Source organism: Vibrio sp. Y29_XK_CS5 (genome assembly GCF_024181835.1).
GTDB classification, from domain to species: Bacteria; Pseudomonadota; Gammaproteobacteria; order Enterobacterales; family Vibrionaceae; genus Vibrio; species Vibrio harveyi.
The window spans coordinates 1,348,590-1,372,313 of sequence record NZ_JAMZAM010000001.1 but is presented as its reverse complement, the minus strand read 5'-3'; the positions used below and the strand labels follow the sequence as shown (position 1 = coordinate 1,372,313).

Annotated in this window: 23 protein-coding genes; 10 read left to right on the top strand and 13 right to left on the bottom strand. The window is 44.1% G+C overall.

All coding sequences use genetic code 11. The annotated features are described in order from the left end of the window. Window positions 1–6 precede the first annotated feature (6 nt). Window positions 7–309 carry a hypothetical protein gene (locus NL647_RS06145; protein WP_079325282.1) on the top strand — a complete coding sequence of 101 codons (303 nt, stop codon included), beginning with the start codon at window positions 7–9 and terminating at the stop codon, window positions 307–309. 59 nt (window positions 310–368) lie between these two features. On the opposite strand, the gene NL647_RS06140 is transcribed toward NL647_RS06145, so the two are convergent. The 4 genes from NL647_RS06140 to NL647_RS06125 form a co-directional block, all read right to left on the bottom strand. After that, complete coding sequence (locus tag NL647_RS06140) at window positions 369–2,240, bottom strand: methyl-accepting chemotaxis protein (protein ID WP_253649827.1); 1,872 nt, start codon at window positions 2,238–2,240, stop codon at window positions 369–371. Window positions 2,241–2,708: 468 nt separating this feature from the next. Continuing rightward, window positions 2,709–4,073: a YjiH family protein gene (locus NL647_RS06135; RefSeq protein ID WP_005452434.1), complete on the bottom strand. Its 1,365-nt coding sequence runs from the start codon at window positions 4,071–4,073 to the stop codon at window positions 2,709–2,711. A gap of 409 nt (window positions 4,074–4,482) precedes the next feature. Then, the gene (locus tag NL647_RS06130) at window positions 4,483–5,154 is read right to left on the bottom strand and encodes a YoaK family protein (protein ID WP_026000373.1); all 672 of its coding nucleotides are present in this window, start codon (window positions 5,152–5,154) and stop codon (window positions 4,483–4,485) included. Window positions 5,155–5,311: 157 nt separating this feature from the next. Continuing rightward, window positions 5,312–5,713 (bottom strand): GFA family protein, encoded by a 402-nt coding sequence (locus NL647_RS06125; RefSeq protein WP_005452431.1) that lies wholly within the window; start codon window positions 5,711–5,713, stop codon window positions 5,312–5,314. A gap of 149 nt (window positions 5,714–5,862) precedes the next feature. On the opposite strand from NL647_RS06125, the gene NL647_RS06120 reads away from it, so the two are divergent. Continuing rightward, window positions 5,863–6,492 (top strand): hypothetical protein, encoded by a 630-nt coding sequence (locus NL647_RS06120; protein ID WP_005452429.1) that lies wholly within the window; start codon window positions 5,863–5,865, stop codon window positions 6,490–6,492. 123 nt (window positions 6,493–6,615) lie between these two features. After that, entirely contained in the window at window positions 6,616–7,902 is a 1,287-nt protein-coding gene (locus tag NL647_RS06115) for a peptidoglycan DD-metalloendopeptidase family protein (protein WP_005452428.1), read from the top strand. 35 nt (window positions 7,903–7,937) lie between these two features. On the opposite strand, the gene NL647_RS06110 is transcribed toward NL647_RS06115, so the two are convergent. Then, the gene (locus NL647_RS06110) at window positions 7,938–9,758 is read right to left on the bottom strand and encodes a bifunctional diguanylate cyclase/phosphodiesterase (RefSeq protein WP_253649826.1); all 1,821 of its coding nucleotides are present in this window, start codon (window positions 9,756–9,758) and stop codon (window positions 7,938–7,940) included. Window positions 9,759–10,015: 257 nt separating this feature from the next. Continuing rightward, a complete protein-coding gene (locus NL647_RS06105; protein WP_253649825.1) occupies window positions 10,016–10,903 on the bottom strand; it encodes a LysR family transcriptional regulator in 888 nt (295 codons plus the stop codon). Window positions 10,904–11,014: 111 nt separating this feature from the next. Here NL647_RS06105 and NL647_RS06100 point away from each other — a divergent pair, with 111 nt between their 5' ends. The 3 genes from NL647_RS06100 (at window position 11,015) to NL647_RS27110 (ending at window position 12,942) form a co-directional block, all read left to right on the top strand. Continuing rightward, a complete protein-coding gene (locus NL647_RS06100) occupies window positions 11,015–12,205 on the top strand; it encodes a multidrug effflux MFS transporter (protein ID WP_005452425.1) in 1,191 nt (396 codons plus the stop codon). Window positions 12,206–12,325: 120 nt separating this feature from the next. Next, window positions 12,326–12,673: a hypothetical protein gene (locus NL647_RS06095; protein ID WP_005452418.1), complete on the top strand. Its 348-nt coding sequence runs from the start codon at window positions 12,326–12,328 to the stop codon at window positions 12,671–12,673. Window positions 12,674–12,807: 134 nt separating this feature from the next. Continuing rightward, a complete protein-coding gene (locus NL647_RS27110; protein ID WP_005452414.1) occupies window positions 12,808–12,942 on the top strand; it encodes a hypothetical protein in 135 nt (44 codons plus the stop codon). Between the two features lie 67 nt (window positions 12,943–13,009). Here NL647_RS27110 and NL647_RS06090 read toward each other — a convergent pair whose 3' ends face one another. The 3 genes from NL647_RS06090 to NL647_RS06080 form a co-directional block, all read right to left on the bottom strand. Then, entirely contained in the window at window positions 13,010–13,624 is a 615-nt protein-coding gene (locus tag NL647_RS06090) for a glutaredoxin domain-containing protein (protein ID WP_005452412.1), read from the bottom strand. A 62-nt stretch (window positions 13,625–13,686) separates the two neighbouring features. Next, window positions 13,687–14,526 (bottom strand): DMT family transporter, encoded by an 840-nt coding sequence (locus NL647_RS06085; RefSeq protein ID WP_253649824.1) that lies wholly within the window; start codon window positions 14,524–14,526, stop codon window positions 13,687–13,689. A 435-nt stretch (window positions 14,527–14,961) separates the two neighbouring features. Continuing rightward, window positions 14,962–15,930, bottom strand: coding sequence for a porin (locus NL647_RS06080; protein WP_009696380.1), 969 nt, complete (start codon window positions 15,928–15,930; stop codon window positions 14,962–14,964). Window positions 15,931–16,494: 564 nt separating this feature from the next. Here NL647_RS06080 and NL647_RS06075 point away from each other — a divergent pair. Further along, complete coding sequence (locus tag NL647_RS06075) at window positions 16,495–17,586, top strand: porin (RefSeq protein ID WP_009702400.1); 1,092 nt, start codon at window positions 16,495–16,497, stop codon at window positions 17,584–17,586. 204 nt (window positions 17,587–17,790) lie between these two features. Beyond that, window positions 17,791–18,405 (top strand): fumarylacetoacetate hydrolase family protein, encoded by a 615-nt coding sequence (locus tag NL647_RS06070; protein WP_029788572.1) that lies wholly within the window; start codon window positions 17,791–17,793, stop codon window positions 18,403–18,405. Window positions 18,406–18,413: 8 nt separating this feature from the next. Here NL647_RS06070 and NL647_RS06065 read toward each other — a convergent pair whose 3' ends face one another. From NL647_RS06065 to NL647_RS06055, 3 genes are all read right to left on the bottom strand, one after another. Further along, complete coding sequence (locus NL647_RS06065) at window positions 18,414–18,725, bottom strand: AzlD domain-containing protein (protein WP_253649823.1); 312 nt, start codon at window positions 18,723–18,725, stop codon at window positions 18,414–18,416. Next, window positions 18,722–19,465: an AzlC family ABC transporter permease gene (locus NL647_RS06060; protein ID WP_053050849.1), complete on the bottom strand. Its 744-nt coding sequence runs from the start codon at window positions 19,463–19,465 to the stop codon at window positions 18,722–18,724. The genes NL647_RS06065 and NL647_RS06060 overlap by 4 nt, the downstream gene beginning before the upstream one ends. Before the next feature lie 71 nt (window positions 19,466–19,536). Continuing rightward, window positions 19,537–20,364: an AraC family transcriptional regulator gene (locus tag NL647_RS06055; RefSeq protein ID WP_049537809.1), complete on the bottom strand. Its 828-nt coding sequence runs from the start codon at window positions 20,362–20,364 to the stop codon at window positions 19,537–19,539. 250 nt (window positions 20,365–20,614) lie between these two features. On the opposite strand from NL647_RS06055, the gene NL647_RS06050 reads away from it, so the two are divergent. Beyond that, window positions 20,615–21,247 carry a LysE family translocator gene (locus tag NL647_RS06050; RefSeq protein ID WP_005452399.1) on the top strand — a complete coding sequence of 211 codons (633 nt, stop codon included), beginning with the start codon at window positions 20,615–20,617 and terminating at the stop codon, window positions 21,245–21,247. Window positions 21,248–21,336: 89 nt separating this feature from the next. Further along, the gene (locus NL647_RS06045) at window positions 21,337–21,756 is read left to right on the top strand and encodes a GNAT family N-acetyltransferase (RefSeq protein WP_005452398.1); all 420 of its coding nucleotides are present in this window, start codon (window positions 21,337–21,339) and stop codon (window positions 21,754–21,756) included. Between the two features lie 87 nt (window positions 21,757–21,843). On the opposite strand, the gene NL647_RS06040 is transcribed toward NL647_RS06045, so the two are convergent. Next, window positions 21,844–23,538 (bottom strand): phospho-sugar mutase, encoded by a 1,695-nt coding sequence (locus tag NL647_RS06040; protein ID WP_253649822.1) that lies wholly within the window; start codon window positions 23,536–23,538, stop codon window positions 21,844–21,846. Between the last annotated feature and the right edge of the window lie 186 nt (window positions 23,539–23,724).

Here is a 23,724-nt window from a genome sequence, read left to right as displayed (position 1 = left end):
AATTGAGTGTCGAAGCGACTTTCTCTTACCATGATTGGAATGATGCTTTCGTTAGGAGTGTTCAGCGCTGATGTTTCCGCGCATCCAAAGCATCATCATAATAAACACGGTCATCATCACCATAAACATAAACACAAGCATAAAAAGGTCGTCGTGGTGAAACACAAACGACCAAAACATTATTATTATCACTACAAGCGTATTCCACCGCGCAGTACGTATATCCAGATTGGGAACTTTACTTACCTGAAGGTGGATGAGCACTATTACAAGCGTTCAAAAGATCGTTATGTTCATGTGGTGTTGTAATCGATAAAAAAACAGCGAGCACTGTGCTCGCTGTTTTGCATTTGTAAGTAAGAGAAGTGTTACACCGTAAAGCGGTTAAGGATTTCGTCTTGTTTACGAACGTCTTCATTCTGCGCTTGCATTGCATCGTTGGTGCGGTTTGCAGAGTCAGCAACTTGAGTCGATAGATCTTTGATGTTGACCGTGTTGTTGTTGATCTCTTCTGCTACCAAGCTTTGCTCTTCAGCTGCCGAAGCAATCTGCAAGTTCATATCCGAGATACGTTGAATCGCATCGCGGATGCGTTGCAGAGCGTCATTTGCGTGTCCTGCTTTTTCTACCGCTTCTACTGCGCTGCCTTTGCTTTGGTGCATTGCGCTTGCAACAGAAGATGCGCCTGATTGCAATTGCTCAATCATGCTGCGAATTTCGGTCGTAGACTCTTGAGTACGTTGTGCAAGAGTACGTACTTCATCGGCTACCACTGCGAAGCCACGACCAGATTCACCTGCACGCGCCGCTTCGATTGCCGCATTCAGTGCAAGTAGGTTCGTTTGGTCTGCAATATCGTTGATAACTTTAAGAATAGTCTCAATGTTAGCTGTCGCAGACTCTAAACCTTGAACTTCTTCAACCGCTTGATCGATGCTGTCAGAAAGTAGGTTAATCGTTTCTGTCGACTCATTTACGATAGAGGAGCCTTGCATGGTCGCTTCATCCGCTTCTTTCGCTGCACTTGCTGCGCCTTGCGCGTTGTTAGCTACTTCGGTTGCCGTTACTGACATTTCGTGCATAGCTGTTGCAAGTTGCTCTAGCTCTTGAAGTTGAGTCTGAATCGCAGACGCAGAGTCACGTGCACCTTCAGCAGTAATTTGCGTTCCGCTGAGGATCTGATCAGAGATACTCTTCGATTCGATGATCTGGTGCTGCAAGTTCTCCATAAAGGTATTGAAACCTTTTGCTAGTTCAGAGAATTCTTGATCGGTATTGGTGTCCAAACGTTGCGTTAAATCGCCTTTGCCTGATGCGACGGCTTGGATTGCTGTGTTTAGCTCATCAAGAGGGCGCATCAAGGTACGGATAAGGATAGTCAGTGCGATGATAGAGGCAATCACGGCAATCAATGAGTAGATGATTGCACTATTACGCAGCTTACCTACTGCAGAATACGCAATGCTTTCGTCGACAAGCGCGCCTACATACCAATTTTCACCCGCAATGTGCGACAGGCTCGCCATGTATTTGTTGCCGTTAATCTCAATGTGTTGAGCGCCAGGTTTGATCTCGACTTGTGGCAAGTAGCTCGATAGCTTCTCACCATTGTATTTCGCTTCTGGGTGAGCAATCGTCGTGCCGTCTGCAGTAACGAGGAAGAGGTAGCCGGCATCAAATAGATTGACTTGGTTTACCAAGTCAGAAAGGGTGGTCAGCTCCATATCGTAGAACATCGCTGCTAGGAATCGACCGGCTTTGCGAACTGGCGTACCGATAGAAATAATGACCTTCTTAGAAGAGACATCAACATAAGGGTCAGTGACGATAAGTTTGCCCTGTGCTTTTGCAGAGACAAACCAAGGGCGAACACGAGGATCATAGTCGGCACCAGCTTCCCAGCCGTCATCGTTTTCGATTAAGGAACCATCGTGGTCGTATGCGTACCCGATTGCCAAGAAGCTTGATTTTGGCATTGGCTTTTCTAGTACATCTTTTACGTAATCGTGATCGCTTGGATTAATTTCCAAGATCTCGGTCATCGATTGAGCAAGATCTTTCTTCGCGTTCATTTCGGACTCTACAGTGTTCCCCACACTGGAGAGAATTTCGTTCACACTCGTATCAATGTTTTCTTCGATCTGCGAACGGATAGTCATAACCTGTTGTGTCGACAGCAATGCCACAGTAACAAGCAGTAAAATAGAAGAGGCAGTTACAACCTTATGTCTGAATTTCATACTTTTCCCTCTCGAGTCTCCCGGCTGGTTTACTCTGCTTTCACCTCTTCTTCCCTGGGTGATTTCGGCAGATGTGAACACAGAATTGTGTTTGTTATTTTGTTTATCGACAGATTTATCAGAAACCTGAAGGCTATTTACGGCTTTTATTGTCGAAACGGGATAAAAAGCCTAGATGAATTTAAAAGTTGTGACTTTGATCTGAATTGTTGGACTTCGTCATTAAACTGTTAAAAACATAAGAATGGTATCACTGAGCCTTATAGAAACAAGTCTTATCTTGGGTGTCTAACTAATTTAAATAGATGAATTTGAAATGATATTTATAAGTTATGTATCAAAAATGAGACGTAAAGAAAGCGAGGGTAGAACCAAAGAATATGGTGAATCTGAGCTAAGAAAACAAACTGATGTTACAAATACAAAAAAGGCCCCGACAGAGCGGAGCCTTTATTAATTGCATCAAATTTAGAAAATAAGATGAGCTACACCTGCAATGACTGGTAGCGTAATCAGCGTGCGTAGAATGAAGATTACGAACAGTTCTACGATGTTCACTGGAATCTTACTACCTAGAAGCAGAGCGCCCACTTCTGACATGTAGATAAGCTGAGTTACTGACATTGCTGCAATTACAAAGCGAGTCATTTCGTTATCGATAGATGCCGCTAGGATTGCTGGGATAAACATATCTGCAAAACCAACAACGATAGTTTGAGACGCTGCTGCTGCCTCAGGGATTTGTAGCAACTCTAGGTAAGGGATAAATGGTTGACCTAGGATCTCAAATACAGACGTGTATTCTGCAATGATTAATGCCACGGTACCAAGGCCCATAACCACAGGAAGTACGCCAAACACCATGTCGATTGCGTTATGTACGCCTTCTTTAAATACCGACTGTACAGAAGTCACTTGACCAGCGCGTTTTAGCGCAAGATCCATACCCCAAGAAAAAGTCGTGTGACCAGCAGGTACTGCGTCCGCATCTTTTTTCGGTTCGCTGCCATCCATGTAACGGTCTTTCTTTAGGCTCAATGGTGGTAGGCGAGGGATGATAATTGCTGCAATAACGCCAGCTAGACAGATTGCGCCGTAGAAAGGCAGGAATAGGTGCTCTAGTTGAACCTGAGCAAGGACAACCAAACTAAAGGTAATCGATACTGCTGAGAAAGTCGTACCTACAACCGCAGCTTCACGTTGAGTGTAGAAGTTGTTTTCGTATTGTTTACTGGTTAGTAGGATACCCACACTACCATCACCCAACCAAGAGGCCATACAGTCGATCGCGCTACGACCTGGCAAGTTGAAGACTGGGCGCATTACTTTACTTAGTAGGGCACCGAACAGTTCTAATAGACCAAAATTAAGTAATAAAGGCAGCAATAGACCTGCGAAAATAAATACCGCGAATAGCGTTGGTAGCAGACCAGTAAGAACAAGACCGCCTGTGTTTTCTTCCCAAATTGCTTTTGGACCCACTTGGAAGAACGTCATCAGCACCGCTGCACCGCCAATTAGGCGAACCAACAACCAAAGTGGAGACGGATTAAATAGACCGTTCAAGAAACCGTTACGTAGGATTGCTGCTGGCTTGAAAATTTTGCAAAGAACAGAAGCTAGCGCCATGAAAGCAACAATAGCGGTTACGATAGCAATTAAAGTATCGCCAAGAACTGCAGGAATGACTTTTGCCATTACCGCGACAGGGATTGTCAGACCACCATCGTAAGAGATTGGTGCCATGAAAAGTAGAAGACCGATTAGGGATGGGATGAAGAACATCCAAAAGTTGCCCTTAGGCGCTTCAGCAGCATTAGTGTTGTTATGCATTTTTTGTCTCGTGTTACTACTAGTCAATACTCGCCATATTCCATGACATAAATATTCACTAAACATCCGTATTTAATCACAGTGTGCGGAGATTACCCGCAAACTGCATCCATTGCAATACTATTCATTAAATACATCTAGTTATTCAGCCGTTTTTTCGGCTAAAAGTACTAAACCTAGAATCTTGTATATGAATTTGTTGCTCGTGTTAGAAAATTGTAGCACGTAAGCTGCTCAGTGCAGAGTGTTAAGGGGTACAGTGTGACTAGAGCAATAAAAAGCCTAGCAAATGTGATTGGGATCTCAAGCCAATGACAGCGTTTTCTGCCAGTAGATAGGGTTTATAGGCTAACCGAGTGACAAGAGAGATAAGACGGTTTAAGTCGAATGCTTAAACCGTCATTAAAAACTAGGCGGTTTGGTTGCGGCTCTGCAAGTAGAGGTAACTCCAGTATGCGATGGCAATTATAAAAGCTAACAGAGCCGGGAAGGCTAATGCGTACAGCTCATAAACGTTAAATAAACCTGCACCAGCTGTACCGCCTAATAAGAAGCCAAGGAAGATAAAGATAAACAGCTTGGCTTTACGTCGGTCAAACTGACGTCCTCGCAAGCTCTCTCCAATCATAATACCGAGGTCAGTAATAATACCGGTCATGTGAGTGGTTCGGACGACAGCTCCGCTGAATGTTGTGATCATCGCATTTTGTAAGCCACAAGCGGCAGAGGCAAGGTATTGACCATAAACATTACCTTGTACCAGAAAGCCCAAGCTGAGCAACAGCAGGCTACCCTCTATGCAAAGAGCTACACCATAGCGACGACCAAGCTTGAGCGCGCTGCTTTCGATAAAGAATCCACTAAATGCAGAGCCAATCAAAAAGCTAAATACAATAAGGAGCAGGTGAATGGTTGTATCCACACCTGTTAGCAAGCTGTTCCCTAGCTGAGTTACGGTTCCGGAAAGATGCGTTATCGCTTGATGTTGAAAGCCGAGAAGACCCACGGCATTGACGCAACCTGCGAGAAGAGCAAGCAGAAAAGCGCCATATTCCACCCAACGAGGAAGTCTGGAAATCACAATAAAGCCTCACCAAATGTTAGGAGCAGATTATAGCGCTCGTGGCGCGGAACGAAAGTACTTACGCGATTACTTGGTTGATCATTCTCAATAAAGTCTCAACTATTGTTGAGCAAACTCAAATGTTGAGAGAGTTCAAATTCTGCATAACAAATATTTATCTAACGTGTTCCATGGTGCAATCAAAGCTGACCCATCCCTGTTTTCTTTGCTCATAAATGGAAATAGTGGGTTGTGGAAACTCTTTATTGTTAAACAATCCCATTGGGATCACCACGTAGTCTGGGACGTCTGAAAGCAGTAAGCGCATTGTTGTACCGCATGCCGGGCAAAATTCGTAATGCACTTGATTTCCTGAATCGGCGATACGAGTATAACTGGTGGTATCGCCATCTAATATTACTTGGTCTTTGTGAAACCGAGCTTGAACACCAAACACACTCCCCGTGCGCTTTTGACATTCGAAACAGTGGCAAATAGAAGTGCGAATGGGCTCCGCCGTGCAACGCAGTTGGACTAAGCCACAGGCACACTCGCATGTGTGGGTGATTTTTGTCATCGTTATTACCTATTGGTTGCCCACCAAACAGTTTAGTTTAATTTTGAAACACTTGAGTCAAAATGAACGGATAGGCAGAGCGGTCTTCGCTCTATAAATGGTATATACTCCGAACATAATTCAGAGAACAAGAACACAAGGAAGTCTTCATGACTCGTAAGAGAATCCTACCTATTCCCCTCATTCTCCTGATCCCAATCGTACTGTTAGCTGTGGTTATTATTGCGGGCATTTACCGGTTTAGCCTTTCTGATGATGAGATCATGGCAAAGTTTCCTCAAGCGCAGGCACAATCTAATTCAATCGTAGCGGAAGTACTGGGTATTCAGTCACGAAATCCGTGGACTGTTCAAGTTCCAGAGCAGGGTGCGGTGACTTTTCTTGATGAGTGGGATAAAGAGCATGGTTTTTTAAAAGGTCAGTATGATGCTGGTGCAACAAAAGGCGAGGTACTGGTACCTACCGAGTTTATTGCGCAGCGTAACGTAAGTGAGACCCCTTGGATTGTGGCTCCTGTGATCGTGACAACACAAGGTTCTGGGGCGTTTTACTACATCGGTTTATTTAAGTTTGATGCTGTACCAAGCCGTGTTGTATTGCTTAACAGCGTTTTCATTGGTGATCGAATCAAGATGTCTTCATTGAAATGGAACAGCGATACACAAATTTCGCTTTCATATCTTCAACATGGAGAAGATCAAGCGATGGCAGAACAACCAAATCAATTGATTACAACCACTCTTAAACGTGTAGGTAATAACTTACATATGCAACAGTAATGGTTTTTTTTGTCTTCTGTAAAAAATAAGTGTTTTCTGCGCTAGATCTCGTAATTTCATAGTGATTTCTTATGCGGGAATGCATAAGCTATGAGCCTTGTTATAAAGGAGATAGTAATTCCCGTGTCTACAAATGAAATTACAACAAGACGGTTGCCGAATCTGACAAGTCGTAAAGCGCTACTGTTGTACTCCTTGCCAGTATTAGTTGCGATTGGTGTTTCCAACTCTCTCAAAGAGTCTTCCCTTACTAAAACCATCGCCCTTAACTTGCCTGAATCGCGAGTTGTAGAAAATATTCTTGAGGCGACAACAGCAGAAGTTGTCTCTCCCCCAAATTTTGAATACCAAATCCAAGCAGGTGACAACCTGAGCTCCATTTTTAGCCAACTGGGCTTCGGCTACAGTTCGTTGATGAAAGTGATGGAGACGGATTTGAACTTCCTTGCTCTTGATACTTTAAAACCCGGCAACACATTGCGTTTTTGGCGTGATGAGTCGACGGGTGAATTGGAAAAGATGGAGCTTCAATTTTCTATCGCCGACAAAGTCGTTTATCGTCGTAATGCTGATGGCAGCTACGATTTCTCGGACATCTCAATCCCAGGTGTTTGGCATCAAGAACCTTTAGTTGGCGTGATTCATGGTAGTTTCTCGTCATCAGCAAATCGTTTGGGCTTGAGCTCAGCGGAAATCAGCCAAGTGGTGAACCTACTAAAAGAGCAGGTTAACTTCGGTAAAGACTTACGCGCAGGTGACCGATTCGAAGTGGTTCGTCGTTCTCAAAGTATTGATGGCGTGCCGACTGGCAAGAACGAAATCGAAGCAATTAAGATCTACAACCGTGGTCGTGAAGTGACTGCTTATCTTCATACCGACGGTCAATTCTATAATGCGAAAGGTGAGAGCCTACAGCGTGCCTTCCAACGTTACCCTGTTAGTCGAGGCTGGCGTATCAGCTCAGGCTTTAACCCGAAACGTCTTCATCCTGTAACGGGTCGAGTTGCACCTCATAACGGTACTGACTGGGCTGTGCCTATCGGTACACCAGTAGAAGCAACGGGGGATGGCACGGTTATCATGACACGTAAACACCCATATGCGGGTAACTACGTAGTGATCGAGCACGGCAGTAAGTACAAGACGCGCTATCTGCACCTAAGTAAGATCCTAGTGAAGAAAGGTCAGAAAGTTTCTCGTGGTCAACGTATTGGCTTATCGGGTAAAACGGGACGTGTAACAGGTCCGCACCTTCACTACGAATTGATCGAATACGGTCGTCCTGTTAATGCAATGCGAGCGAAGATCCCGATGGCAAGCTCTGTGCCTAAAAAGGAAATGGCGAGCTTTATTGCTACTCGAGACGAGATGGACAAACTGCTTAAAGACAAAGAACAAGCCGTTTTATAAATCACAAAAAAGACCAAACATTGTTTGGTCTTTTTTTATGCGCTTTTCATCTGCTTTTCGTTGATGATGCCAATTAGCTCGTCAACATTGTGTGGTCTCGAATAAAAATAACCTTGAATATGGTGGCAACCCATTTCAATGAGCTTTTGCAAGGCTCTGTCATCCTCAACCCCCTCAGCAATAAGATCAACCTCAAGCAACTGAGCCAGTTGAGCAATCAACAAAACGACTTGTTCTGACGTCGTATTTGAGAGCATGTTGCGTACAAATGTCGCGTCGATTTTGATGCTATCGATAGGGTAGTTGTGAATGTAGTTTAAGCTTGAGTAGCCTGTGCCGAAATCATCTAATGCGACCTTAAAGCCTAGATAGCGTAACGAATTCAATACCATCTGTTCTCGACCACTTTGTGACAGTAAGACTGTCTCTGTAAGCTCGATAACAAAGTCTGTAGCTTGGTGATGGTATTTTTCTAGAATCCGAGTAAGGAAGTTCATGTAGCGACTAGAATCAATAAGTTCATGAGCTGAACAGTTGATTGAAAGCTTGACGGTGTAACCCAGTTGTCGTTCTAAGTTTTGTTTTGCGCGGCAGGCGAGTTCCACGATGCGCTCGCCTAGCTCAATGATTAACCCCGATTGTTCGGCGGCTTCAATAAATTCCACTGGCGAGACGTTGCCATAAACGCTGCTGTTCCAACGCGCGAGGATTTCAAAGTAGTCCCAACGGTCACTGGTGATGTCAACAATTGGCTGGACTACGACATAAAGCTCTTCATTTTCATCAATGCTTAAACGAAGCTGCTCACGCAGTGCTTCAATCAGTTGTGTCTGGCGATGGTAAAGTGCACTTAAGTGGGTGTCGTAATGTTGAATACGGGTATCTCGGCGTTTTTTACAGTCTTTTAGCGCAAGGCTCGCATTCAGTATTAAGTCATCACTATTCAGCATATGCACAGGCGCTCTCGCGATCCCGATACTGACAGTGAAAGAAATACGATTGGATTTGTCTGAATAGCCTGCTTCGATTTTATCGAGGATTTCTTGGCAGACGCTAACAGGATCTTCGTCATAGGTAATAAAAGCAAACTCGTCACCTGCGACTCGAAACGCATTGTTGGGCGAGGTTAAGCTTTGTTGAATCGCATTTGCAGTGAACTTAATGATTTGGTCACCGATGTAGTTACCGTTGATGTCATTGATGGATTTAAAGTTGTCGATATCTAGATACGCAAGACTAAAAGGGCGAGTTGCCTGCTGAGTTAAGGTCTCCAACGTATCAGCTAAACAACTGCGATTGAGCAGCCCTGTTAGATTGTCATGAGAGACTTCGTAACTGAGTTGGTTGAGAAGTTTGTCTGAGCGTTCACTGATCCACTTTTCTCGCAAACTATGGATGATGATGTTTGCATAAAAACGGTGATGGAAGATGATTTCTTCGGCTTCAGCTTCACTGATGGAGTGAGTAAATGTTGACACTAAGATGCCTAACACTTCACCTGTATGTGTTTTTAAAGGAAGTCCGATATACGCTTGAATGCCAGCGTCCTGAAACATTTGGTCTTCAGGAAATAGCTTGTAAACTTCATCTTGATAGAAGATGAGTTCGCCAATGTCTTGTGCGACTTGCTCACAAGGAGTGCCTTCTAATCCGTAACACATGCTGTCTGCGATGGTTCCGCCACTAGAGTTGGAAAGTGTCACCGCACAATGTTGTAGGTGTGCTATCTCAACTACGCAAGTACAGTAGCTTTGAAATTGCTGATGGAGCTCAAGCGTTACTCTGTCGAGTAGTGCGCTACCATTGAGCTTTAGAATTTCATCAAGTAACTGGATACTTTTTTGTTCATGATCCATTGAACATTTCACCCGACGTTGTGTTTACCCATATCGTGTTTGTGTTGGCTTTATTACACGATCTTTTCTCATTTAATCGATATGCATCACGTTAACTATTGTTTACTTCAGGTGATTTTTCAAACTCAAGATACGTTTTATTGGTGATTTTCAACCATAGGGTGAGGTGCTAGGGGAGCTAACTCTCATCAAAGTGGTAGTCGCTTTGGAGAAGGCTAGTTACTCTCTAGTACTTGAAGCACCAGAGAGTCAAAAGTTTAGGCACGTTTCTCTTCTTCTAAGCGCGTTTTTAGATAGTCGAGAAACAGTTGAGTTCGGGTGTGTTGATAGTCCAGCTTTGGGTAGTAGGCATATACAGTCGCTTCATCAGCGGTCACTTCCGGAAGAATGGGTACTAAAGCGCAGGATTTTAGGTCTTCTTTGATCATCACGTTATTAGACAGCAAGATTCCCATGCCTCGTTTAGCACCATGGAAGAGGGCTTCTGGGTTCGTCGTGGCGAAATTTCCCGATAGGCTGACACGTTTTCCACGATTGGTCTTGATTTCTCGTACTGGTTTCTCACCCCAGATTAAAACGTTATGCTGCGACAATTCTTCGATTGTTTTTGGTGTACCGTGTTTCTCTAGATAACTTGGCGCAGCATAAAACTGAGCTTTGTGCTCGAACAATGGGCTGGCTTTAAAGCTGAGGGAATTGAGTTGCTCCAACTCACGGCTGATAAACAAATCTAGGCTAAGTTCTGGTATCTGACCTGGTAGCGTGGTGATCAACTGAAGTTTAATATCAGGGTATTTTTCAAGAAAATCATCAAGATAATGTACTAAAAATTTAGAGCCTACCGCCAAAGTCGCACCAATTTTAAGTAGTCCTGCTGGTGATTGGTTAACAGAGCGGGTTTCATCTAAAACGGATTGCCAAGAGTCGAGTTGGACTTTGGCTCGTTCATAAAACAAAGCGCCTGCTTCAGTTTGGCTGATCGAGCGAGTGGTTCGCTTTAATAATTGAACACCAATCTTGTCCTCTAACCATTGGATACGTTTACTGATGGCGGAGCTGGTGGTGTTGAGTTTTCTCGCTGCTGCGTTAAAGCTACCTTCCTCGACTACGCGAATATAGCTATTAACGCTCTGAATCCAATCCATCTTATTCCATCCTCAGGGGAAATAATCCCTTTCCATTTTGGTTTATTATCATCTTTGAGTATCAAATATACACTGTCTGTCGTGAAACTGTCATGATGTAAGGAGGGTATATTGCGTAAAACACCATTATTGTTGGCGATGATGATCATCGCGACTGGTCAAGTAGGCGTCAGTATCTATCTTCCCTCTTTGCCTTTGATTGGTCACGATTTGAATCTTCCTCAGCATACGATTCAAAACTTGGTTACGCTGTTTCTTGTCGGATTTGGTGTCTCACAGCTAATTTATGGTCCTTTATCCGACGCAATTGGTCGCCGTCCTGTCTTTATCTTGGGACAAAGTGTGTATCTCGTCGGAACCATCATCTGTATTGCCTTTGCGGACCACATTTTTGCACTTGAGACCGGACGTCTACTACAAGGTCTTGGGGCAGGGAGCGCCTCTGTTCTTGGGCGCTCTGTGTTGCGAGATAGCTATGATGGAGCGCAGCTCACCAAGGCGTTGTCATACATCTCGGTGACCGCTTCTGTGATGCCGATTGTTGCGCCTTTGTTTGGTGGATGGATTGCTTATCACATTAGTTGGCACGCGGTTTTTGTCTTCGTTCTTATTTATCTTACGGCGATCTTTACCCTTGGCTTTATTGTGCTGCATGAAACGTTGCCATACCCCAAACGCCGCTTTGAGCCAAAACGTGTGATGCGCAATTACTTTGAGTTGTTGACCAACAAACAAGTAATAGGTAGCGCAAGCTACAACTGGTTGAGTTACTTATCGGCTTTGGTGACACTGTCTCTCTATCCGTTCTTAATGCAACAAGAGCTTGGTCTCACTGCTGCCGATTACGGTACCTTGATGATTGTGCCTTCGGCAGGTTTATTGATGGGGAGTTTAGTTCTCAACATCATCAATGCTCGATACAAAGAGCAACAGATCCTTTTGATGAGTTTTGTCATTGTTGCCTTTTCAGGAGTGATGCTTCTTATATTGCCGTTTACAGCGACATCTTTGCTCATTGCCTTTACGTGTTTGAGCTTCGCGCAAGGCATGTCTTTCCCTGTTTCGATCAGTTTACTGCTATCGCCTCATAAACAACAGGCAGGTGCGGTATCTGCATTGTCGGGTTCTATTCAGATGTGTTTAGCAGGGCTATTTGGCGGCTATTTGGTAGAAACTTGGGTAACAACTCAACATCAACTCGGCGTCTTTTATATTTCGATTGCAGTGATTTCTTGTTTGGTGCTGGTGGTTGGACAGTTCCGTACCCCTTCTGGTGGTTTAGTCCAACCAGAGCGTTCTTAGTTGAATGTGGTTGCAAGGGCATGTTGTCCTCTCTAAAATGCGCAACCAATTATTGTGTCGTTATCTACACTTGGTTAATAGTCGCATATCGACAACACCCGTTCATTGTTAGGTGAAATCATGCAACAAAACGAATTTGAAGCTCTACTGAAAGAAATCGGTCAACAAGAAAACCTACCTCAAGCGCTAGAGCTGTTAAAAGCATCTGAGGAAGAAGAAGTCGCTCAGGCTGCTGAATCGCTAACAGGTCAATTCGGTCTTGCTGAAGTAGAAGGTGAAAAACGCATTTACCACATTACGGTTCAAGCAGATGAGTCTGGTGAAGAGAAAGAGTTCGTTGAGCATGTAATGAATGAAGGTGACCACCTGATCAAGTTTGCGGCTTGGTTCTTCGAGACTTTCTTTGAAATTAAACCGAAAGACACCTACAAAGCAGCAGGTAAAACATACCAGCAACCTAAACGTTAATTACGTTTCTTATTCGCTAGGATAAAAATCTTTGTAATTAAATTACAAAATAAATGTGATCTATGTCTTGTTTTGTGGTTTATGTGGTGTAAAATTACAACATAAACCAGTTAATTGCTTCTTAGGAGAAGGTCATGGGTTACGAACTTGGTGGTGTTTACTTTGGTCAAATGATGGCTAAAGACGCGATGCACAAAGCGCTTTACGGTAAAGCGAAGAAGAAAAAGCCTTCTATGTTTGCTCGCGTAATGAAAAAACTAGCGAATTAATAAGAAAAGCCCCGATGTCATATCGGGGCTTTTTGCATTCTGGGTCTGGGTATCTCAATCGATATATTTAAGCCGTTTGACTTGGGATCTCGACAACGTTATCTGGCACGCTATCTAATCCTTTCTCAGCCAACCACTTTTCCAGATTATCCGCGCCTCCAATGTACTTACCGTCTAACCATATTTGTGGCACGGTCACTGGTGTTTTTTCACCAATGATGGCTTTCACTTCAGGGATCATACGATATAGGGCTGCGCTGTCTTTCACTACATCGTGATATTTGTAGTCAACACCAGCTTCATCAAGCAACTTTTTCGCTTTAACACAGTAAGGGCATGTCGCCTTACCGTAAACGATGTTGCCTTTAAGCTGATCTCGCTTGGTCCATTCAGCAATGACAGATTGAACAAGCACGCCTCGGTTTAGCGCTTCCCCTTGGCTGACGACTTTGCCTTCAACGACTAGGATAGGGGCATGCCATGCTCCAAGTTTTAATGGCTCCCACCAATGAGACAACCAATCTTTCACTTCTAGCTCGACTGGCACATCTGCTAATTCATTTTCAAATGTGTCAGCAAGAATATCTTTGGTTAATGTACATTCCCCGCATGGGATATTGACTTTGAATGGTCCCCAACTGCCGGCCCAACGATACAATGTAATTTTGATTGGCTGTGTCATAAGATGCTCCTCATTTCCTTTCCTGAAAATATAGAACTCAAAACCGAGAAATTTCTTTCAAATTACTTTCTTTTTTTCGCTTCCCAATGAGTAATGAAAGCAATGGAGCCGATAATGATTGCAGCACCAAGCCATAGTCGACCTGGTGGCACCCAGTTGAATACTAGCCAGCCTGCAAAGACATTTAAGGGCAGTTTCGCGTGGTCGAATGGTTGTACAAACGATGCATCAGCGACAGCGTAAGCTTTGACTACTGCCCACTGGGCTAGTGCCGTAAGTATGCCTGCGGCGATTAAGACTCCCCAAATGTTCCAGCCTTCAGGCATTGCAAATGTAGGTGCCGCCAGCAAAATATTAAAGGGCGTGATCAAGAGCAGTAAGTAAACCACCATGGTTGATGGTGGATCGTTCACCGACAGCTTTTTCACCATTAAAGAATAAGATGCCCAGAAAAAAGCCGCGCCGACAGGCAGTAACGTTGCCCAGGTAAAAGAGTCTGACCAAGGCTCAAGAATGATCATTGCGCCAATAAAGCCAGTAAGCGTTGCGATCCAACGAGCAACACCTACTTTTTCCTTCAGAATTAAACCTGAACCTACCGTTGCAAACAACGGTGAAGTCATAAGCAAAGCGATGCCTTGCCAGATAGGAACCGGATAAGCGAGAGCCCATAACCAAAGCTGGATACCGATAACCGCCAAGAAGATGCGCAATGCATGCCACCCAAAGTGGTTAGTACGTAGAGACTGACGAATTCCTAATGTTCGCAGATACGGCAAGATAGCGAAAAAGGCGATAGCGTATTGGAAGAGTGCAAATGTCGTGGATGACACACCAAAGTGAATACTTGCGATTTGAGCAAAGCTATTAACGATGGCAAAAGCCAAGCCTGCGGTAAGCATCCAAGATGCTCCTTGGACAGGATGATGATTCAATTGGATATTTCCGGTTTTAAACAATAGATAGGATCATACGTTCTAATGTTGGGGTAGCCAATAAAAAAATGCCTCCCAGAGGGAGGCGACATTACCAATTCAAAGGACGTGCCTACCGAAGTAGGTACAAAGAACGAGAAGCACAAACGCTGCCATGCATTTGCTCGTTTTTAACATTGCAGCTAGTGTGCCAACTTTTAACGTGTTGATTTCTCAAGGGTGAGAAGGGCGCGTCTAATTGCTACTAGAGGAATTGCACTAACTTCGGGAGTAAATGCATTAAAAGAGGGCAGTTAGGTTTAAGTAGAAAAGCTGTCGGTCTTATCTCAATAGATAGAAAATGACCGACACGGAGTGCCGGTCAAAAACTTGCTGCGATGCTGGCTTGGGTAGAAGCCGCAGTTAGAAGTCGTAGCGTACGCCAAGACGAAGTGTATCTTCGCCTTCGGTTACTTTACCTTCCGCGTCTTTCGCTTCATCAAGTTGGTTCATGTAGTAAGAAAGGTAAGTGCGGAAGTTGCTATTCAGTTTGTAGTATCCCACAAGCTCAAAACCTTCAACTGCATCGTACTTTGCAGCGCCATTTGGATCGTTTTCTTGGAAAGTGTAAAGACCAGCGACGGTAAACTTACTTGCGATCTTGTAGCTTGCAACTAGCTCATAAGCGGTAAAGTCTTCAGAATCTGTCAGTGCACCTTGTGAGTACGTACCTGCAAGGTAGAGGTTATCCAGTGAGTAAGCGATACCACCAAGGATTTGGTCTTCTGAATTGTCTTTGTCTACATCACCGCCTGAGTATGCAAGACCTAGGTCAAGACCGATTGGTAGAGAGTAAAGACCAGAAATGCCGTATTTATCTTGGCTATCCTCGGAGTTAGCTTGGTAAGTGGCTTGAACTTGTAGAGCATCGAATTCACCACGGTAAGCGAAAACGCTATCTTGCTTATCCGAAGATGAGTCAATGACTTGCTGAACGCCAGAAAACTCGGTGATATCCGTCATGTCTGAGATGATAACGGCAGCCATGTCTTGACGACCTACAGAGAAGCTACCTGCATCTGCACTTACTCCTGCGTACATGTAGCGGTTTTTAAATTCGCTCTTACCGGTTTTTTGTTCCGCTTCGTAAACACCAAATGCAGACAGACCGTTACCGATGTCAGCCTTACCTTTTAGGTTTAGACGCGCACGTGACTTATCTTCCATAGAACCGTCTACTTCAGCACCGCCTGAACCAATAAAGTCACCACGAAACTCGACGCGACCGCCAACCTTCAATTCAGTGCCGCCATCTTTGTACACTGTCGCCGCAAAAGATGGTGCTGATACCAATGCTGTTAACACTGCAGTAGTTAGTGCTGCCTTTTTCATTTTCTTATTACCCTAGTTGTAATCGATGAGCTTTCTTGCTCGATGTATTGATGACGCTAAGGTAAACCGAGAAAATTAAAGATAGATTTCTATTAAGTTATGATTTGTTTGCATATTTATTTCAAATGTATGAATGCCTTCTTATTTATGAAAATAAGAGAAAAAGGGGGTTTTATGTTTTTTTATGTTTTTCTAATGACTACCGAACGACATATTTTTAAAAAAGATCCTAATCATTTTTTTCTTCTCGAATTGTAATTCAAGATTTCATGTTTGAGTTTTCATTGTTTGTTTTAACAATGATTTAGCTGGATTTTTTGTTGTTACATGTAAGCACTTGTTTCCAATTTGGGTGTATTTTTCAGAATTTGTATAAAGAAAAAAGGTAAACGTTTGCGATTTTTCTTTTTTATTACATCTTTTCACTCTGCTCTGGGGAACTTCTGAAATACATTGATTGGCAGTTGTTAATCAAAAGTGACGCACATTGGTGGAGAAGATGCCCCAATCTACTTTTGTATAAAACTGACTTATAAACTAATGAATAAATACATGGATTTTATAATGAACAAAAAATTCCTAGCAGCAGCGATCGCAGCAGCAACATTCGGTACACAAGCAGTAGCAGTGGAGCTTTACAACAACGATGGCACAACGTTCTCTGTTGGCGGTCACGTATCTATTAACGTGAACGGTTCAGAGCAAGGTGATACTGATGTTGGCTCTAACTCTCCACGTATCAACTTCACAGCAACTCAGGATTTAGGCAACGGTTTTACTGCTGACGCTCGCGGTGAATGGCAACTAAACTACCTAGATGGTGGTGAAAATACGTTTTCTACTCGTCTTGGTTACATCGGTATTACTCACGATGTTTATGGTCGCGCAGTTGGTGGTACTCAGTGGGCACCATACTACGATGTAGCTGGCGTTGCTGATATGCCAATCGCGTTTGCGAACGACTTTATCTACGACGATCACGGTAACCTAGGTACAGGTCGTGCGGACAAGATGCTTTCTTACCGTAACGCTATCGAACTAGGTGAAGCGGGCTCTATTGGTTTTGGTCTAGGTTGGCAAGGTAGCAACGATCAATCAAGCGTAGATGAAGTAATTGTTGATGACGGTAGTGGCAACCCAATTTACGAAACTCAGTACTCTGGTAACAACTACGGTGACCGCGTACAACTTGCTCTTACTTACTCAGTGCTAGGGGCAAAAGTAGGCTACACCTACAACACTGGTGACATCACTGCATCTGCTGCTGCACCAAAGAAAGAAACGGCTGAATCACACCTAGTATCTGCATCTTACGGTTCTTACGGTCAAGGTCTATACGTTGCTGCAGTATACGGTTCAAATGAATACATGAACTTTAACGGTTCACAACGTCTAGTTGAGAGCGATGCGTACGAAGCGCTACTAGCTTACGCACTTCCAAGCAGCCTAAACCTAAGCATCAACTACGAAATGGTTGAAGGTAAAGCAACTAAAGCTAGCTCAACTGAAACAGCTCGTGAAGAGATGGCGGTACAAGCTGAATACAACTTCACTCCTAAGTTTGTTGGCTACGCTGGTTACCAGTTCGACCTAAACGATGCGAACGATCGTAAAACCGACGACAAATGGGCTATCGGTGGTCGTTACTACCTATAATAGTAACCTGTCCTAGTTACTATGGAAGCCAGCTTCGTGCTGGCTTTTTTTTGTCTGTGGTTCTTACCTTGTCGAAGTTCAATTTAGTGATGATTTACTCAAAACGGGCTGAATGTCTTGTTTTTAACACCTCGAAACGAGAACTAGTGTCAACAACGTAACGTGTTGGATTATTATGCGTTTTTTGTTTTGCAGGGAAGAGCAATGAGCGTCGTTCAGGTTGAAGAGAAGAAAATCAAAGTCGGCAAAGTTCTGTGTGTCGGGCGTAATTACGTTGAGCATATTCAAGAGCTAGATAATGCCGTACCAGAGCAAATGGTAGTGTTCAATAAACCGGCGACTTCCGTTTCAACCAAACTCACCTCATTCCATCAAGAGCCTTTGCATTACGAAGCCGAAATCTGCTTTGTGATCAAAAACGGTCAATACTGCGCGGTTGGGCTCGGCTTAGATCTGACCAAACGCGGTTTACAAACTAACCTCAAAGAAAAAGGATTACCTTGGGAACGTGCCAAAGCGTTTGATGGCTCAGCGGTATTCAGCCGTTTCCGTTCTCTTCAAGGTGTCGATATTGACGATCTCAACTTAGAGCTTTTGATTAACTGTGTTCATGTTCAAAAAGGGCATGTTAAGCAAATGCTTTACCCACCGATGAACATTCTCGATGAGTTGAAGAGCTACACAACGCTAGAAGATGGCGATGTCGTGATGACAGGGACACCAAAGGGCGTGGGTGAAGTGCATCAAGGCGATGTCTTCCTTGGACGTTTGAAGTGTGGAGACATCACCTTATTAGAGATTGAATGGTTGGCTGTTTAGTCGCGAGCTTATAGCCAAATTCGAAGCAGTAAAAACGCGACCATACTTACGATGGTGGTGAGCAATACATTCTTTGTGAGGTATGCAATCGCAGCAGTTAAAAGGGCAGCCAATAGAAATGGGTTTTGCCATGTGACGCTCAGTTCACCTTCTGGCATAAACACGATAGGAGCCCAGATCGCGGTGAGCACTGCAGGGCTTGCGTAGCTTAATATCTTTTGAGTTCTTACCCCCAATTTAAGCGGCAATTTTGGTTCGAGAAATAGATAACGGCTAGTGAATACCAAGGCTGTCATGGCTAAGATAGACAAAAAGATCATTGGCGTTCCTCCGGTGTATTCTCAATGTTTGGGGCTTTCGTCGTAAACTGTTCAACCAAATAGCCCGTCAACATGGCGAGAATGCTCGCGAACATCAAGCTTCCTTCCACTTGGTAATAATTCAGCGTCACTGAGCTAACTAATGCTGCAAACACACTGCATAACACGGGAATGCTTTTTATCGTTGGCACCACAATCGCGATAAAGGTGGCAGCAACGGCAAATTCCAATCCGAGCTCATTCAGTTCAGGTATCAAGCTGCCAGCAACGATGCCAGCAAGCGTTGCGAAGTTCCAGAAGAGATAAAAGCTTAATCCAGCGCCAAGGGCGTACCACCGATCAAATTGTTTATCGGATTGGTGCCCGACGATGGCAAATAGCTCATCAGTGAGTAAGAAGCCAAGTGAAAGACGCCACTTTAAGGGCAATGGCGAAATTTTACTGCGCATCGAAACACTATAAAGAAAATGGCGAGAGGTAATGAAAAAGGTCGTCAGCAACATGGTGGTTAAGCCTGCACCAGCTTTAATCATGCCCATGGCAACAAGTTGTGCGGAGCCAGCAAACAGAATGGCGGAAAGCGCCTGACCTTCTAGCGGGTGTAAGCCAGTATCGATGGCAAATGAGCCCGCAAGTAATCCCCAAGGCAGTACGGCGATGCTTAATGGCATCATTGCGATGGTACCTTGTAAAAAGAGTGAGAATTTAGAGTCTTGATGAGTTGGCAAAGTAGTATCCATAACTTCAACTTGAATAGAAAAACATGCTGTTAAGGTAGGCTGACCTAAGCATGCTGCCTTGTACAAAATTGCTAACAGTGCTTGATGTACTGCCCAGGCGTTACCCCCATGGCTTTTTTAAAATGACGATGCAAGTGGCTTTGGTCGTGAAAACCACATTCTTGAGCAACATCGGAAATCTTTTGTCCTAGCTTGAGCAGCTTTTTCGCCATTCTTAGCCTTTGTTGAATCTGAAACGCGTGCGGCGGAAAGCCAAACTGCTTTTGAAACTCACGCAACAGGTGGAAGGGGCTCAACCCTGCTAACTTCGCAAGTTCTTCTAAAGAGACATCGGTTTGAGGAAAGTCTTCAAGAAATTCTTTGACCAGGTGCACTTGCCTTTGCGCTTTTGTCGTATCTTTAAGGGGAGCTCGATGTGTACTGTGCTTGCTTGCAAGTTTGATCAGTGTGCCGTAGACAAGTGTCTCTCTTAATAAGCGGTTATCGGATTTCTCTAGAGTATCGAACACTAATCGCAGTTGGTTTGCGAGTTCTGGATCGTAAACGACGGGCTGCGGGAAGTAGGGCTGCGCGACATTGGGCGCGCCAAGTTCTTTCCCAAGCGTTTGAAACTGCTCAGGTACGGGATACATGGCTTTGTATTCCCAGCCACCTTCTGACGCTGAGTGACCATTATGCACCTCATCAGCGTTTACAAGAATGATACTGTCTTGCGGTGCAATGTGGTTGCCACCTGTACGAAAGAATTGCTGTGCGCCTTTTTCAATCACCCCAATGGTGTAGCCTTCATGGCTATGGCGAGAGAAGTTTTGTTTTTCGTATTTTGCATCGAGCAGCTCTAACCCGCCCAACTCTTGAGCAATCTTAAAAGTCGCGATTTCCTTATTCTTTTCTTTCATCTCGGTCCAAATAGCTCAAGCGTAAACAGTAGCACCACATCATTTGGAGTCTACCGGATCCATCCTGCTTATTTTTGTACAAAATTGCTATTGGTATTAAAAATAAACATCAAAAAGGTTAATTGTTTTTAAATTGAGCATTAAACCTTTTGTATTTTCTGAATATTGCTTCGTAGAAAGATATTTGGTCTGGTTGTTATCTATTCATTGGTATAAGATCCGCCGCCTGTTTTAGAAAGCCAGTTCCACCATGATCGATTTATCTGTACTCCCTGTTTATCTCACCGCTGTTATTGCACTTCTTTTGTTGCCTGGACCTGACATGTTGTTGATTGCCAGCTCTAGCATGAGTTATGGCAAAAAAGTTGGTCTGTTTGCAAGCTTAGGCAACGCGACATCCGGCGTGATCTTAACGTTATTGGCAGCTATGGGTGTGTCGACCTTGATTGCAATGAGTCCAATTGCATTAAAAGTGCTTCATCTACTGGGGGGCGCGTACTTGCTCAAAATGGGGTGGGACTGTTTACGAGCGGACGTTTCTGCTGCACCAGAGCTTGACCAGAAAAACAAGATGGCATCGACTTACTATCAACGCGCTTTGATGAGTAACCTGCTGAACCCGAAAGCCTTGGTGTTTTTCGTGATGTTTTTGCCTCAGTTTGTCTCTAGCAACATTACCGCATCGTCGGGTGAGCAAATGCTCGCGCTTGGTTTACTGCTAAACGTATTAGGCTTGCTATTCAATATTTTGTTAGTTGCATTGGCGGGGACATTAGGCAAAGGGTTGCTGGAAAACGATAAATTCCGCATGTACCAAGGTAAGCTAATGGGCTTGGTGTTCGTTATCCTTGCGGTGTGGATGCTCAGTAGCTTCGCGATGTAATGTGTAGGAACAATCAGATTTTTGAACAAAAGCCAGCACTCGCTGGCTTTTTGTTTTAGTATCACACTGATTTTCCAAGGAGTGGCAGTATGAAACTTGAATTTAAACTCAATCCAGAACAAAACGATCTCGATTTTATCCGTGATGGCATCCGAGCTTATAACAACATGCATCTACCGGATGGGGACGTAGACGCCATTGGCTGTTTTGCTCGTAATGACGAGGGTAAGGTTGTTGGCGGACTCACGGGAGAAATGTTTAATAACACCGTGTTTGTTGAATACCTGTGGGTTGATGCAGAGGCACGCACTTCGGGATTAGGAAGCAAGCTGATCGCTCTACTGGAAGAGCAAGTGAAACCGCGTGGAGTCACGCATTTGTATCTCGATACCTATAGCTTTCAAGCGCTCGATTTTTACTTGAAATTGGGTTTTGAAAAAGTCGGGCAATATTCAGGCTACCCAGCAGCAGGCATTGATAAACATTTCCTGCAAAAACAGATTGCTTGAGTTGGTTTGAATTGCATAAAAAAGAGGCGCTCGATGCGCCTCTTTTGCTATTTGTAGCTGTCACAGAATCGATGTTTCAAACTCGAATTACAAGCTTTGTTGATGCGCTTCGATAAGTACGTTCATTTTCGCTTCTGCTGCTTGGTTAGCTTGCGCGTAATCCATCTCAGCCGGGAAGTCGCTGATCACTTCGTAGTAACACTTCAACTTCGGCTCAGTACCAGAAGGGCGAACAATCACACGTGATTTGTCTTCTAGGTGGTAAACCAGTACGTCACTTGCTGGCAAGTTAATCGCTTCTGTTGGACCATCGGTCACAAAGCGAAGTGATGACTTCAGATCTTCAATCACTTCGATACGTTTACCCGCAATCTCTTTCGGTGGGTTTGCGCGAAGTTTGTCACCGATTGGTGGTGATTTAGGGTCAAGTGCAATGCTGCGCTGCGCGTTGAAGTAGAAACCGTGCTGGCGGTATAGTTCTTCTAACTTATCCCACAGCGTTTTGCCTTGTGCTTTCAATTTACCTGTCAATTGAGAGAAAGCGACCAGTGCTGACAAACCATCTTTATCCCATACCTTATTACCTACTGTGTAGCCTAGTGCTTCTTCGTAAGCGAATAGGAATGGGTTCGCTTCAGTTTCTTGTGTCATTGCTACGTTAGTTAGCCATTTAAAGCCAGTTAACGTTTGGTAGTATTCTGCGCCGTGTGCTTTCGCAATACTGCTCAATAGACGAGAAGACACAATGGTATTCCCAACAAGCGCATTTGGTTGACCTTGCAGTAAGTAGTCACCAAACAATGAACCCACTTGGTCACCTGTTAGCATCTGATATTCGCCATCTGGGCGTTTTACAGCCACAGCAAAACGGTCTGCATCAGGATCGTTCGCGCAAGCAATGTCCGCATCGACAGATTTACCCAGTGCCATCACCATGTCCATTGCGCCTGCTTCTTCAGGATTCGGGAAGTTTACGGTAGGGAACGTACCGTCCGGTTCACGCTGTTCTGGAACGCTTGCGACTTTTTTAAAGCCAGCGTCTGCGAGCAACGTTTCTGCCATGTCCGCACCGACACCGTGCATTGCCGTGTAAACAATCGAGATATCTGTGTTGCTGTCCGGTGTTAGCAGGGCATTGTCGTTCATTGTTTTGCGATAAGTTTGGTAGTACTCGTCTTCAAGCCAAACTAACAAACCTTTTTGTTTTGCATCGTCCAGTGACATCAGAGGAAGCGGTTTTGTTGTTGCTTCATCGATTTTTGCAGCAATACCAGAATCGTGAGGTGGAACAATCTGTGCGCCATTTTCCCAGTACACTTTAAAGCCATTGTATTCTGGTGGGTTGTGGCTTGCGGTAACAACCACAGCAGCGGCTGCATTTAATTCACGAACACCAAAAGCAACAATTGGCGTTGCTGCTACTTTATAGGTTAGGCAAACCTTGATGCCCAAAGCAGTAAGTACAGAAGCTGTATCGTGTGCGAACTGTTTAGAATCTGGGCGACCATCGTAGCCAATAACAACACCGCGAGACGATGCGTCTGTCACTTGTTCAATCAGATAGTGACCGAGACCTGTTGCTGTCTCTTGAATCACTAAACGGTTCATGCGATTTGGACCCGCACCGACTTTACCGCGCAGACCTGCGGTACCAAATGCTAAGCGTGAACCAAATCGATCTGTCAGTTCTTGTTCGTTATTTGTATCGACTAGGTGTTGAAGCTCTTCACGAGTTTTTGGATCTGGGTCTCGTGCTAGCCATTGAGTAATTTGTGCTGTCATATTCGTCTTTCCTTAGTAGGGGGAGCCTACTTGTTTAGACACTTCTTTGCTTAAAAGCGTCCCAATGTTTTCTTTTAATTAATGTAAATGGTTCTCAATTACATTTCAAAGAGGGCAATCGATAAACCGAATTTATTTTTCAGTCTGTACGGAATTTATTCACAGTTAATTTCTTGAAGAACTATT

Bases quoted from the DNA above. Each gene is read 5' to 3' on its own strand.
- NL647_RS06140 (WP_253649827.1), bottom strand. From the start codon at position 2,240: ATGAAATTCAGACATAAGGTTGTAACTGCCTCTTCTATTTTACTGCTT.
- NL647_RS06135 (WP_005452434.1), bottom strand. From the start codon at position 4,073: ATGCATAACAACACTAATGCTGCTGAAGCGCCTAAGGGCAACTTTTGG.
- NL647_RS06125 (WP_005452431.1), bottom strand. From the start codon at position 5,713: ATGACAAAAATCACCCACACATGCGAGTGTGCCTGTGGCTTAGTCCAA.
- NL647_RS06120 (WP_005452429.1), top strand. From the start codon at position 5,863: ATGACTCGTAAGAGAATCCTACCTATTCCCCTCATTCTCCTGATCCCA.
- NL647_RS06110 (WP_253649826.1), bottom strand. From the start codon at position 9,758: ATGGATCATGAACAAAAAAGTATCCAGTTACTTGATGAAATTCTAAAG.
- NL647_RS06105 (WP_253649825.1), bottom strand. From the start codon at position 10,903: ATGGATTGGATTCAGAGCGTTAATAGCTATATTCGCGTAGTCGAGGAA.
- NL647_RS06095 (WP_005452418.1), top strand. From the start codon at position 12,326: ATGCAACAAAACGAATTTGAAGCTCTACTGAAAGAAATCGGTCAACAA.
- NL647_RS27110 (WP_005452414.1), top strand. From the start codon at position 12,808: ATGGGTTACGAACTTGGTGGTGTTTACTTTGGTCAAATGATGGCTAAA.
- NL647_RS06090 (WP_005452412.1), bottom strand. From the start codon at position 13,624: ATGACACAGCCAATCAAAATTACATTGTATCGTTGGGCCGGCAGTTGG.
- NL647_RS06085 (WP_253649824.1), bottom strand. From the start codon at position 14,526: ATGCTTACCGCAGGCTTGGCTTTTGCCATCGTTAATAGCTTTGCTCAA.
- NL647_RS06080 (WP_009696380.1), bottom strand. From the start codon at position 15,930: ATGAAAAAGGCAGCACTAACTACTGCAGTGTTAACAGCATTGGTATCA.
- NL647_RS06075 (WP_009702400.1), top strand. From the start codon at position 16,495: ATGAACAAAAAATTCCTAGCAGCAGCGATCGCAGCAGCAACATTCGGT.
- NL647_RS06070 (WP_029788572.1), top strand. From the start codon at position 17,791: ATGAGCGTCGTTCAGGTTGAAGAGAAGAAAATCAAAGTCGGCAAAGTT.
- NL647_RS06065 (WP_253649823.1), bottom strand. From the start codon at position 18,725: ATGATCTTTTTGTCTATCTTAGCCATGACAGCCTTGGTATTCACTAGC.
- NL647_RS06060 (WP_053050849.1), bottom strand. From the start codon at position 19,465: ATGGATACTACTTTGCCAACTCATCAAGACTCTAAATTCTCACTCTTT.
- NL647_RS06055 (WP_049537809.1), bottom strand. From the start codon at position 20,364: ATGAAAGAAAAGAATAAGGAAATCGCGACTTTTAAGATTGCTCAAGAG.
- NL647_RS06050 (WP_005452399.1), top strand. From the start codon at position 20,615: ATGATCGATTTATCTGTACTCCCTGTTTATCTCACCGCTGTTATTGCA.
- NL647_RS06045 (WP_005452398.1), top strand. From the start codon at position 21,337: ATGAAACTTGAATTTAAACTCAATCCAGAACAAAACGATCTCGATTTT.
- NL647_RS06040 (WP_253649822.1), bottom strand. From the start codon at position 23,538: ATGACAGCACAAATTACTCAATGGCTAGCACGAGACCCAGATCCAAAA.